We start from the raw sequence: 11,895 nt of genomic DNA, 5'->3' as shown, positions 1-11,895 counted from the left end.
ATTTGGTGGGGGTGCAAAAACGCCGGTCATTCAGACGCTCGTAGACTCGCTCTAAGCGAAGCCATGCCGTTCGCGCAGCGTCTCGTAGAGAAGGCTTTACGCTGCGCTATCCGCCAGTTATACAGAATTCAGAATGAATTCTGACTCCTGACTCCTGAATTCTGTTCGATAAAGCACCAATCAGATAAAAGCTGTGCTTCTAGCACAAGGCTTTAAACCCTTTTTTTGGTAAAAATTTAGAAAAGTAGGGGGCTTTATACCTCCTACTTCTCACGGCTTGGATAGATAATTTTGCGGAATCAGTTCAATCTACTAATGGTGTATTGCTAGCTCATATTAGGAATATGCCAGAGAGTAAATCAAAGAAATATTTACCCTAAAATTTTTCAATTCAGCTTTGTCCTTCGGAAAATCCAGTTGCATCGCCTTCTTTGACGAATCCACTGTAAGCTTCCATACCGTGTTCACCAATATCCAAACCTTCTAGTTCTTCTTCTTTGGATACTCTGATACCTAAAGTAGCCTTTAGGGCCAGCCAAAAAATACTACTGACTAGAACAGTGAAGCCACCTACTGAGACAACGCCCAGTAACTGAACACCAAACTGTCCGAAGCCACCGCCTGCAAATAAACCTTTTGCTGGGCCAAGTGCATCACCATACCAGGAATAAACGCCAGGGCCAATAGCCCAAAGACCTACTGCTAAAGTTCCCCAGATCCCACAAACTAGGTGAACTGATGTAGCTCCAACTGGGTCATCAATCCCAAGTTTGTCAAAGAATGTTACAGAGAAAACTACCAGTACTCCAGCAATCAAGCCAATGATTAAAGAACTAGGAATACTTACGTAAGCACAAGGCGCTGTAATAGCAACCAAGCCAGCCAAAATACCATTGATAATCATTGACAAGTCTGGTTTACCTAAGTACAACCAAGCTGTAATTGTGGCGGCAATTCCACCGGCAGCACCAGCCATGTTAGTGGTGACAGCAATATGACTGATTGCATTAGGATCAGCAGCCATCACAGAACCTGGGTTGAAACCGAACCAGCCCAACCACAGAATCAGACAGCCCAAAGTGGCAATACTCATGTTGTGACCAGGCAAGGCCACAACTTGCTTATCTTGATATTTACCCAGACGGGGACCAAGAAATGCTGCTCCCATTAAAGCTGCCCAGCCACCTACGGAGTGAACCACTGTAGAACCAGCAAAATCCCAAAAGCCTCTGTCTGCTAGCCAACCAGTTCCCCAAATCCAGTGTCCGGTAATGGGGTAGAGAATACCTACAAGCAAGAGGCTAAAAATGAGGAAATCAACAAACTTAATCCGTTCGGCTACTGCACCAGAAACGATTGTTGCTGCTGTTCCAGCAAACACTAGCTGGAATAAAAACTTGGCAGCTAAAGGTACACCAGCCCAACTGATAGCACTGAAGACACCTTTATAGGCATCTCCAGTCGCTGGACTGTTATCTGTGCCTCCTAGGAAAAACCCATTCAATCCAATGAAGTCGTTGCCATCACCGAACATTAAGCCAAAACCGATTACCCAAAAGGCAACGGTGGACAGAGCAAATACAATCAAGTTTTTGGAAAGAACGTTGACAGCATTTTTCTGGCGACAGAAGCCGGTTTCTAACATACCAAAACCAGCGTTCATGAAGAACACTAAAAAGGCTGCGATCGCAACCCACAGCGTATCAAGAGCAACTTTGAGTTCTGCTGTCGTTGGTCCTGCGGCTGGAGCTTGGGCAACTGCGGCATAACCCCAACCCAATACAATCAGACAAGCTAAAGGTAAGCAGGCTTGCCAACTGGGAGAGAGCCGCTTAATTGCTAAATTAAATAGCTTGACTTTTGAGTTGGATTGTGAATTTACAGTGTAATTTCTTGGAGACAGACGCCTATTTTTTGTTTTTGATTTTTGTTTATACATGAATTTCAACATTATCCTCCAAACCATCCTTAAAAAAGCGAAAAAACAGGTTAAGCAGAAAAAACTACCGTCCGAAGTTCAATCCAGGTTTTTTGATATTTTTCACTTTAGACCACTTATTTAAAAAGCAGAAACTCAAATAACCTTAACAGGAGTTTAGGAAATTATTGGCACATCTGTAAATATTTTTCGTAGATATTCTTAAGTAATTATGATGTAATTTCTGAAACCGTCAAGTCTTCTTCACTTAATCTTTAATTTTTCAAAAATAAGTTGTGCTTAGGTAATTACCACAAATTATCAATATTATATCTATAAAAAAAGGTGCAACACAGTTACAGCCGATTTTTCCTCACACTAAGATTGTTACAGCAATATTGATGAAGTTTTCTAGTAAGGCGTGAACTACACCTCTTGGACAGATCAAACCTGCTTCTAACATGGCAAAGCCGATTTACATGAAGAATACTAAAAAACCAGTGATTAGTACCCAGCTAGTATCAATGGAAGTTTAAAGTTTAGTTGTAGTTTCAGATAAAGGCTCAACAGTGAGAGCTTGACAGAAATTATGAGACTACTTCCTATTCCACCTCTAGTAAATTTATGGCTAGACGAATAAATTTGATTGATTGTCTATTTACTCAAACCAAAAAACTGTATTGCAGAATACATTTTTTCGTTTTTTTGGTGGCAATTAGCTCTTGATGCAACAAATAAAGCATCTATCTCCTTTATGAGTAAGTATTTTCCGCTTTCAGGATAGGAAAATTATGAATATTATTAAGTTTTTATACAAAAAGTTAATTTTTGTTAACCTTGCAGCCAGTAATTCTTCTTTAAATCGACCACTGGGTGTAATTCAGAAGCTACCATCAGATAAAATAAGCGATAAATTGCCCGCAGCCTCTACCATCCAACACTTCTCGGCTTTTGGGGGAAAGGGAAAGAAAAATTTTTAACCAAAATCCGATTCCGAATTAAAAATGCAAAATTGCCATCCAACCTTGTTGATAAAACTGACGGTTATGGAGATACACTCAACACGGAGGTTAATGTAATTCACCCCTGCAAAAATTTGTATTAAACGCAGATTTCCATGCCTATGCTGACAGACTGGATTAGTCGAGCTATTTACAACAGATTTTTCACTCAGGTAAACTCACAGGCGATCGCTATCTTAATTGATCAGGTACGCCAGTTGATCAAAGACGCTCCGCTTCTGACTTGTCGTTAGACATTACTTTACCCATTAAGCACCAATCAGTGAGGGAAACATCTATCGAAACTCACATACAAGCTTATAGCCTCAGTTAAATAGAATCGTAGAGGTAAACAAGGCTAAAAAACCTAATTTCCTTGAAGAAACCGGGTTTAGAGTACCTGTAATATGGGAGACTTGGCAATATTCCCTATAATTCAGATTCAAGATGAGTAACACAATTTCGGACATCGCAGTTAAGACGATCAATGGTGAGGATAAGCAATTAAACGACTACACCGGAAATGTACTCTTAATTGTGAATGTGGCTTCCTTCTGCGGTTATACTTCTCAATACAATGGGCTAGAAAACTTGAACCAGAAGTATAGGGAAGCAGGGTTACGGATTTTGGGGTTCCCCTGTAACGATTTTGGAGCGCAGGAACCAGGAAGCAATGAAGAAATTGTGCAATTTTGCACGAGTAAATATGGTGTTACCTTTGAACTATTCGATAAAGTTCATGCCAAAGGCTCGCAGCAGCATCCACTTTATGAGAGGCTTACCCAAGCCGTTGAACCAACGGGAACTGTTGCTTGGAACTTTGAAAAATTTTTAGTTAATAAACAAGGTGAAGTTATAGCTAGATTTAATAGTAGTGTCCAGCCAAATTCACCAGAAATAATTGCCATAATTGAAGAAGAATTAGCAAAATAGTCATTAGTCATTAAGTAAAAACTTCTGTCTTATTGAATATTGACTGTTAGTTCTGGAGTGTTAAATTTATTTACGTCCAGTCCTTCAATTGAGAATATTGTCTCGATGAGTAGTTTAATTCATTTGTATCTAATTTGTCATGAACGTTGCAATCATCGGTTGTGGTTATGTTGGTTATAAAGTTGCTGAATATTGGCATAAAAAGGGAAATTTTGTTGTCAGTGTAACCACAACTTCTTCTGAACGTGTCCCTACACTAAAAGCAGTATCCGAAAGAGTTGTAGTTACCCGTGGTAATGACCTAGATCGTCTAAAATCAGTTTTACACGATCAAGATGTTGTACTTTTGAGTATCGGTGCAAAAAATGGGGAAGTTTATGAAGAAACTTATCTACAAACTGCCCAAACTTTAGTTACATCTTTGCAGCAGATTCCGAGTATAAAACAATTAATATACACAGGAAGTTATGCAGTGTATGGTGACAGAAATGGTGTATGGGTAGATGAAGAAACACCGCTTGCACCCGCTAATTTAAATGCACAAATTCTCCGAAAAACAGAGGATGTGTTGCTATCAGCATCTAGCGAAAATCTCCGCGTTTGTATCTTTCGCTTAGGAGGAATTTATGGCCCTGGTAGAGAACTGTTGAAAATATTTAGCAGATATTCTGGTACAACCCGTCCTGGCGGTGATGATATCACAAATTGGATTCACTTGGATGATATTGTTGGTGCGATAGAATTTTCGCGTCACCGACGTTTGCAAGGGATTTATAATTTGGTAGATGATGCACATCTCACGAGTCGAGACTTGCTAGATAGCCTATTTGAAAAACATAATTTGCCCAAAGTTATATGGGATACTTCTGTCAAAAGTATCCGTCCATATAATGCTTGGGTATCGAATGAAAAGCTTAAAGAGGCAGGATACCAGTTAATTCATCCACAGTTGATTTTTTAGCAAGTATTAAAAACTAGGAATTATGCAATCATCTGCTAGAACCAACATAACAAATTTGACAGCATCTCCTAGCCAGTTTTATACTTGGCAGAATTACTGTTGTGCTTACGAAGTTCATCAACCAACTAACACAACGCCTGAAGGTATTCCCTTACTATTAATTCATCCTATTGGCGTCGGATTGTCGCGGCAATTTTGGCAGCGTTTTTGTCGGGAATGGTATAATACAGGTCAGCGTAATTCAATTTACAACCCTGATTTATTAGGATGTGGCGAAAGTGATATGCCTCATGTGGCTTACACTCCTAATGATTGGGCAGAACAGTTGCAGTACTTTTTACAAACAGTAGTGCAAAAACCTGTCATTGTAGTAGTACAAGGTGCTTTATTACCAGTTGCCATCGCATTAGTCCAAAAGCAATCAAACTTAATTGCCAAACTTGTACTTTCTGGGCCTCCAACGTGGGCTTTGATGACAAATAAATCACCAGAATGGCGGCAAAAATTTGCTTGGAATCTGTTAGATTCGCCTTTTGGGAGTGCTTTTTATCGCTATGCACGCACCCGAAAGTTTTTACATTCTTTCTCGACTCGTCAACTCTTTGCTTCTGAGAATGCTGTGGATGCAGAGTGGTTGAACACATTGCTTGCAGGTGCAGAAAATCCTGAGAGTCGTCATGCAGTTTTTTCTTTTCTAGCAGGGTTTTGGCGACAGGATTATACTAGTTCTATCGCCTCTATTGAGCAACCAACATTAGCGGTTATGGGGGAAACTGCATCGAGTATTAGTCAAAAAAGTAAAAAAGAAACACCAGACGAACGCTTGACTCACTACATCACCTGTTTGCCCCAATGTCAAGGTATAAAAATAAATGGGCGCAATGTTTTACCTTATGAATCAACTGCTGAATTTGTAGCAGCGATCGCTCCATTTATTAATGAAATTTTTTAGCTGATTGATAGTTACATCATACCAGTCTTCCCATGATAGGTTATGACTGGAATTGATTACTTCAGGAAGCAAAATTATGTTCCCCAATCGTCGAGGACAAAGAGTTCCTAATGTCACTTTTCATACTCGTAAGGATAACGAGTGGGTGGATGTGACAACCGATGAATTGTTTGCTAATAAGACAGTGGTTGTCTTCTCTTTACCAGGTGCTTATACTCCGACTTGTTCATCAACTCATCTTCCTGGTTACAACGAATTGGCTGGGGTTTTCAAAGAAAATGGTGTCGATGACATTATCTGTATTTCTGTCAATGATCCCTTTGTGATGAACGAATGGGCAAAAGTTCAAGAGGCAGAAAATGTTACAGTAATTCCCGATGGTAACGGTGAATTTACTGAAGGCATGGGAATGCTGGTAGATAAATCAGACTTGGGGTTTGGTAAGCGATCGTGGCGCTACTCGATGCTGGTAAGAGATGGTGTAATTAACCAAATGTTTATTGAGCCAGAGGAGCCAGGAGATCCCTTTAAGGTGTCCGATGCCGAGACAATGCTCAGATATATTAACCCCCAAGCAGTGAAGCCCGAAGTAGTTTCTCTGTTTACGAAAGTGGGCTGTCCCTTCTGTGCCCGTGCTAAGGCGATGCTCAAGGAACATGGCATCAACTACGAAGAAATTACCTTGGGTAAGGATATTACCACACGTTCGTTACGAGCAGTTGCAGGCGCGACAACAGTTCCCCAAGTATTTATTGATGGTAAATTAATTGGTGGTTCTGAGGCATTAGAAGCCTACTTCGCTTCTAAATAGATTTTAGTTGGCGCACACAGCCTTTACCTGTATTAACTTCAGGTGAAAGTCACGGTATTTATGACTATAGCCTGATTTGTGAGAATTGAAAGCCACAGATCCCCGACTTCTTAAAGAAGTCGGGGATTTTGTTTCTCGTCAGCAATTAATAAATCTACATATGGATAGATGTATTTTTGCCCAGCTATTAACAAATTATCATATAAAATTGACTCGGATTGAATTTCCTTTTATTTAAAAGACAATATGTTTACCAGAATCCGCCGAATTTTGAGTCAATTTTTTAGTAAATCAAGGACAATCAACAACGAACCACTGAATAAAGTAAGTTTGATTGTCATTATTTTGATTGATATTTTTATCTTGATTAATGTTTTTACCGGACTTGATGACATTAGCAGATGGCATATCAGCCCTACTGAGGCTTATCCATGTTATTCAGAGTGGCAAAATTACCGGACAAAAACTACTCAAGATAAAGACTATGAAATTATTAGACTTTCATTGCTATATAACCCGAACAATCAATTCAGTTTTCAGCGAAATTATCAACAAGCTGAAGCAGGACATCTGGGAAAGGTTTCTACAACGTGCTTGCAGTATGCTGGCTACAAAGATAAGATTAACAATCCTGAAAAGCAACAAATCATAAAAGTTATTGATCAAAGACAGGCGAAAATTAGTAGGCTTGAACAAGCCAATAGCACCATTAAAGCTCAATATGACTCAACGCTCTTAGAAAAAATTGCAGGACAAGGGCGTGAACAATCAATTAATCAAGTTAGTGCTGAAAAAGCTAAACAGACATTAGAACAAAATAATCGCCAAATTTCTAACCTTAAACAAGAAATTTCTACTCTTAAAAATGAACTGCTTGCCAAACCAGAAAGCATTAGTTTTATAGCCTTTCTTAAAGATGACAATCAATTCCGGGAAGTTGACAAAAGCTATCAGCAAGCATCATTTTGGTATCCAAGTATCCAGCTTGCTTTTCAGTCCCTCTTTCTTCTTCCGCTGATTCTCATTGCCTTATCAGTTCACAAATTTGCCCAAGGAAGAGGATATGGTTTAATATCGCTGATTAGTTGGCATTTGCTAGTCATATTTTTTATCCCATTAATCATTAAAATATTTGAATTCCTTCAAATAGGTGCAATATTTAAATTTTTATTTGATATTATTAGCGCCATTTTTGGTGGCTTACTTTTTTTAATAAATTATGCTTATATCCTGCTGATTCCAATTATTGGTTTTGGAATTATCCAGTTTTTTCAAAAAGTTGTCTTTAATACTAAAGTCCAGGCAGCTAGCAGAGTTCAAAAATCACGGTGTGTCAACTGTGCCAAGAAAATTCGACATTTTGATGCTTACTGTCCGCATTGTGGTTATTATCAAAGCATTGAATGTCAAAACTGTCATAATCTTACTTATAAACATTTGCCATACTGCAAACATTGTGGAACTTCTCAAGATTCAATTATTTTGTAATCAAGACTGATTTGCGTAGTTAAGCAATAGGCAATAAGCAAGTGGACTGAACAATCAATTTAGTCCACTTAAGTGGACTTCAGCTATGAGACTCGGAATTTATTCCGAGGCGGGATAGAAACGTAGTGCGAGATTTATTGGCTGCGACAAGACTTGTGTGTACACCGTAGCTCTTTTTAGGGCGTTGCTGATTCCATGTATGAAAATGATTTTGCATAATACCAAAATCCTTGTAGAAACGTAGCAGTGTTACGTCTCTACATTCAGATTCATAGTTTAATTAAGCAACGCCTTTTTTAGTAGACAGGCTTTGAGTCTTGCTCCCCAACGCTAGTAGGGAAGAGAGGTTAAGTTTGTATTAGACTCAACTGTAAACTGCTATATCTATAGTCAGTGGTAAACTTGACAATTAAGTTTTAAAGAATACAAAAAATATGGTGGTATTTTGATATACATGTAAAAAAAAGAGGAATCAAATTTGACTATTTTAGAATTTTCATTATTAGTTTGGATTGGTTCATTTAGCGCTGGTTTGTTAGGGGCGCTAACTGGTTTAGGGGGCGGAGTGGTAATTGTTCCCTTATTAACTTCGGTATTTGACGTTGATATTCGATACGCCGTTGGTGCTTCACTGGTATCTGTAATCGCTACGTCTTTGGGTGCAGCATCTACCTATATTAAAAGAGGCTATACCAATTTACGATTGGGAATGTTTTTAGAAGTAGCGACAACCATTGGTGCGATCGCAGGAGCAATGATCGCTACTTTTGTTTCTGTGAAAGCCCTAACTATCGTACTAGCGATCGCCCTTATTTATTCAGCATACCTTTCACAACGACCCAGAATAGAACATATTGAAGATGAAGCAGCAGATCCCATAGCAAATTATCTGAAACTGAATGGTACTTATCCAACTCCTGATGGAGTGATGTCTTACCAAGTTTATTCAGTACCAATGGGATTTGGTGTGATGTTAATAGCTGGGGTACTTTCTGGGTTACTTGGTATTGGTTCCGGGGGATTCAAAGTATTGGCGATGGATCAAGCTATGCGTTTACCCTTCAAAGTTTCTACTACAACTAGCAATTTTATGATTGGCGTTACAGCAGCAGCATCAGCTGGAGTTTACCTAGCACGAGGCTATATCGATCCGGGACTATCCATGCCAGTGATGTTGGGGGTATTACCTGGTGCTTTCTTAGGCGCAAGAATCCTGACGGGCGCTAAAACGCAAGTTTTGAGAATGATCTTCAGTCTTGTGTTGGTGGTAATGGCTTTGAAAATGGTCTACAACAGTTTAATAGGAGGGCTATAAAATGTATAAATTTAATAGTAGCTTTCGTAGGACATTATTGGCACAGCTTGATATTGAAGTGATTACACCAACCTTACAGCAGGAAGATATAGATTCCAATATAAAACAATTAAAAGAGCAACGCACTAGTGCAGTAACGCAATTTCCGAATAGCTGTGAGATTGTTACTAACAAGAGCGTGACAAAAACATTAAGTGAGCAGCAATTAGAATATTTGCTCAGTAAATTCCTGAAATATGGTGTTTTGATAGCTAGTTTTGTAGTTTTGATGGGGGGTATACTCTACTTGATTCATCACCGTGATGAACCTGCGGGATATCACTTTTTTCAAGCAGAACCATCCGAATTTCGCTCACCATTAGGTGTCGTAACAGCAGCTTTATCAGGTAGCGACCGCGGCATTATTCAACTCGGACTGTTACTACTAATTGCTATTCCAATTGTGCGTGTTTTGATTTCCCTGTTAACTTTCTTGCTACAGCGAGAATTTATCTATGTGATTATTACTTTATTAGTATTGTCTAGTCTAATTTACAGTCTTGTAGGAGCATACTATTAGGAATATTCTCAAAGGTTAAGGAGTAAGTTTAACCTTTTACGCTTAACCTAATTATCCAACAACAGATATTTAATACTTATTGTTGCAAAAGCTCATTTATTGAACTTATACTCTGTTTAATTTGTTCTATTATAGAACTTCTTAATTCTTTCTTACCCAGCAAGGGATGTGAGCTAATTTATAGTCGTTTTTAGCATAAAAAGTAATGAAGAACCGTAATTTTATTGTAGCTATTAAGTAAATTGGTGCAATAAAACCAAACTATGTAATTAAAAGTAAATAAGGCTCAAACTCTTTCTCACCCTGCTCCCTGCCCCCTGCTTTATTGCAATAATAATTATTTACGCCGACCTACTTATTAGTTAAGGCTAATCCAAAATTGGTATAACTATCTTCCCAACTTATTAGGAATACCTTCACAACCGCTAGGGATAGTGCCCCTAGTTTTTTCGCCACCCCAAGCGCAACAATAGTTACGTGCAGACTCAGACATCCGCTGTACATTAGTGAAATCGGCATTTTCCACCACAGCGCCAGTGTGTTCGCCAGTTTGATAATTTGGTGGTTCAGTGCGACTGCGAGGTGATGCTTTATCCACTACACCATAAAATAGCCGAATCCCATTGATGTCAGCACCGCTGAGATTAGCATTATATAAAATTGTGCGGGAGAGGTTGGCTTTTACTAAATCACAACCGCTCAGATTAGCACGGACAAGATTAGCTTCACTGAGGTCAGTCCAACGTAAATCAGTACCAGAAAGGTCTGCTGCGGCTAACATAACGCCTAAATCAATGACGCGCACACCTTCTAGGCGGTCTTCTGCATATCCGCCACTTCCGTTGAAAATGGCTCGACCTAATCGGCCATCGCGTTTTAGAGGTGACAATAACTTAGAACGTGAGAGAAAACGGAGAATTTTCGCTTTACCACTGCTATCAACACTACTGAAAATTGCCGCCGTGCGTCCTTCAGCGATCGCTCTTTCTTGAGGCCAATCTTCTAATAATCCTTCTTCATCTAACACCAAGTCTGAAACGCCTTGGAAATAGGAATCAATTGTCTGTTGCTGGGTGATAATATTTTGCTGAACTGTGAGCAGGTTTTGCTGAATTGTCAAGTCTTTGGAAATAACATATTGCCGCCAAGCTACATAAACGGCAATGATGGCGATGAGAATTTGTCCCAAAGCGCCAAACCATTCTGCTAGGCTACCAGCAATGTCCCAGTTAATTTTGCGCCCTAAAGCAAGTAAGCGATCGCCTACACCTGTAAACTTGAGCAAGCCGATGATGGCTACTATTAGTCCCAAAAAAGCAACAAACAGGGTGCGTTCTTGGGGTGAAAACCACTCGTCTAAGGCTTTTTGCAACCAAGGCAATAGTATCGCTAGGGATAACAGCAAAGTCATCAGTGTGCCGATAATACCGACGATCCAGTTATTGAGGATAAATCCAATAAAGGTGATGGCGATCGCGATTAAAGTAATTAGCAATGCCCTCGGCTTAACTGTAAATTGCTTGGTAGTGGGTTGCTGAAAGTCAGAACGGGCTTGTTTGAGAGCAGTTGTATGTTGCGGAGATTGCAAAGACCCAATCGCTGCTAGGGCTTGTTGTGTCGCTAGTGCTTCTGAAGTTAGGTTTTTCTCAGTTCCATTACCGTCAAAGTCATCTGGTTGCAAGTCATTTTCAGGGATTGGTTCTGGGGTTGGTAGATTAGAGGAATCGGGTTCAATTGTCATGTTTTCTATTTTGCCCCAGCAGATTCAGTTCAACATCTGTTTTATCAGAAATTGCACAAAACCAAAAACGAAAGAACTGGATTCAATGCAGCAAAAAACGCTAAATTTAGCAGTTTTCAATTGCGTACAGTACACATAATTTGTAGGAGCATCGACTTCCAAATAGAAAAAGCTCTAACATAAATGTTGTGGGGTGGGCGTCTTGCCCGCTCTAAT

Annotated in this window: 11 protein-coding genes and 1 pseudogene; 9 read left to right on the top strand and 3 right to left on the bottom strand. The window is 39.4% G+C overall.

From position 1 onward, the window contains the following. Positions 1-391 precede the first annotated feature (391 nt). Together VB740_RS04450 and VB740_RS04445 are read right to left on the bottom strand one after the other, a co-directional pair. Positions 392-1,939, bottom strand: coding sequence for an ammonium transporter (locus VB740_RS04450; protein WP_323198858.1), 1,548 nt, complete (start codon positions 1,937-1,939; stop codon positions 392-394). A gap of 355 nt (positions 1,940-2,294) precedes the next feature. Further along, positions 2,295-2,489, bottom strand: a pseudogene (locus VB740_RS04445) (ammonium transporter); the annotation flags it as partial. A gap of 220 nt (positions 2,490-2,709) precedes the next feature. Here VB740_RS04445 and VB740_RS04440 point away from each other — a divergent pair. From VB740_RS04440 to VB740_RS04400, 9 genes are all read left to right on the top strand, one after another. Then, on the top strand, positions 2,710-2,898 hold the full coding sequence (locus VB740_RS04440; RefSeq protein WP_323198857.1) for a hypothetical protein: 189 nt from the start codon (positions 2,710-2,712) through the stop codon (positions 2,896-2,898). Positions 2,899-3,035: 137 nt separating this feature from the next. Next, positions 3,036-3,173, top strand: a complete 138-nt coding sequence (locus tag VB740_RS04435; protein ID WP_323198856.1) for a hypothetical protein — start codon at positions 3,036-3,038, stop codon at positions 3,171-3,173. Positions 3,174-3,366: 193 nt separating this feature from the next. Next, complete coding sequence (locus tag VB740_RS04430) at positions 3,367-3,852, top strand: glutathione peroxidase (RefSeq protein ID WP_323198855.1); 486 nt, start codon at positions 3,367-3,369, stop codon at positions 3,850-3,852. A 139-nt stretch (positions 3,853-3,991) separates the two neighbouring features. After that, positions 3,992-4,813 carry an SDR family oxidoreductase gene (locus VB740_RS04425; protein ID WP_323198854.1) on the top strand — a complete coding sequence of 274 codons (822 nt, stop codon included), beginning with the start codon at positions 3,992-3,994 and terminating at the stop codon, positions 4,811-4,813. 22 nt (positions 4,814-4,835) lie between these two features. Next, positions 4,836-5,765: an alpha/beta hydrolase gene (locus VB740_RS04420; protein ID WP_323198853.1), complete on the top strand. Its 930-nt coding sequence runs from the start codon at positions 4,836-4,838 to the stop codon at positions 5,763-5,765. Positions 5,766-5,841: 76 nt separating this feature from the next. After that, on the top strand, positions 5,842-6,576 hold the full coding sequence (locus VB740_RS04415; protein ID WP_323198852.1) for a redoxin family protein: 735 nt from the start codon (positions 5,842-5,844) through the stop codon (positions 6,574-6,576). Positions 6,577-6,822: 246 nt separating this feature from the next. After that, positions 6,823-8,064, top strand: coding sequence for a hypothetical protein (locus VB740_RS04410; RefSeq protein ID WP_323198851.1), 1,242 nt, complete (start codon positions 6,823-6,825; stop codon positions 8,062-8,064). Between the two features lie 478 nt (positions 8,065-8,542). Beyond that, entirely contained in the window at positions 8,543-9,379 is an 837-nt protein-coding gene (locus VB740_RS04405) for a sulfite exporter TauE/SafE family protein (protein ID WP_323198850.1), read from the top strand. 1 nt (position 9,380) lies between these two features. After that, the gene (locus VB740_RS04400) at positions 9,381-9,938 is read left to right on the top strand and encodes a DUF1634 domain-containing protein (protein ID WP_323198849.1); all 558 of its coding nucleotides are present in this window, start codon (positions 9,381-9,383) and stop codon (positions 9,936-9,938) included. Positions 9,939-10,326: 388 nt separating this feature from the next. On the opposite strand, the gene VB740_RS04395 is transcribed toward VB740_RS04400, so the two are convergent. Beyond that, entirely contained in the window at positions 10,327-11,679 is a 1,353-nt protein-coding gene (locus VB740_RS04395) for a pentapeptide repeat-containing protein (protein ID WP_323198848.1), read from the bottom strand. Positions 11,680-11,895: the final 216 nt, after the last annotated feature.

The organism is Nostoc sp. UHCC 0251, assembly GCF_034932245.1.
Classification (GTDB): domain Bacteria; phylum Cyanobacteriota; class Cyanobacteriia; order Cyanobacteriales; family Nostocaceae; genus Nostoc.
The sequence above is the reverse complement of the archived record's forward strand: the minus strand, read 5'-3'. Positions and strand labels throughout refer to the sequence as shown.

Excerpts from the sequence above, each read along its gene's own strand:
- VB740_RS04400 (WP_323198849.1), top strand. The coding sequence starts at position 9,381 with ATGTATAAATTTAATAGTAGCTTTCGTAGGACATTATTGGCACAGCTT.
- VB740_RS04425 (WP_323198854.1), top strand. The coding sequence starts at position 3,992 with ATGAACGTTGCAATCATCGGTTGTGGTTATGTTGGTTATAAAGTTGCT.
- VB740_RS04410 (WP_323198851.1), top strand. The coding sequence starts at position 6,823 with ATGTTTACCAGAATCCGCCGAATTTTGAGTCAATTTTTTAGTAAATCA.
- VB740_RS04430 (WP_323198855.1), top strand. The coding sequence starts at position 3,367 with ATGAGTAACACAATTTCGGACATCGCAGTTAAGACGATCAATGGTGAG.
- VB740_RS04450 (WP_323198858.1), bottom strand. The coding sequence starts at position 1,939 with ATGTATAAACAAAAATCAAAAACAAAAAATAGGCGTCTGTCTCCAAGA.
- VB740_RS04420 (WP_323198853.1), top strand. The coding sequence starts at position 4,836 with ATGCAATCATCTGCTAGAACCAACATAACAAATTTGACAGCATCTCCT.
- VB740_RS04395 (WP_323198848.1), bottom strand. The coding sequence starts at position 11,679 with ATGACAATTGAACCCGATTCCTCTAATCTACCAACCCCAGAACCAATC.
- VB740_RS04440 (WP_323198857.1), top strand. The coding sequence starts at position 2,710 with ATGAATATTATTAAGTTTTTATACAAAAAGTTAATTTTTGTTAACCTT.
- VB740_RS04435 (WP_323198856.1), top strand. The coding sequence starts at position 3,036 with ATGCCTATGCTGACAGACTGGATTAGTCGAGCTATTTACAACAGATTT.
- VB740_RS04415 (WP_323198852.1), top strand. The coding sequence starts at position 5,842 with ATGTTCCCCAATCGTCGAGGACAAAGAGTTCCTAATGTCACTTTTCAT.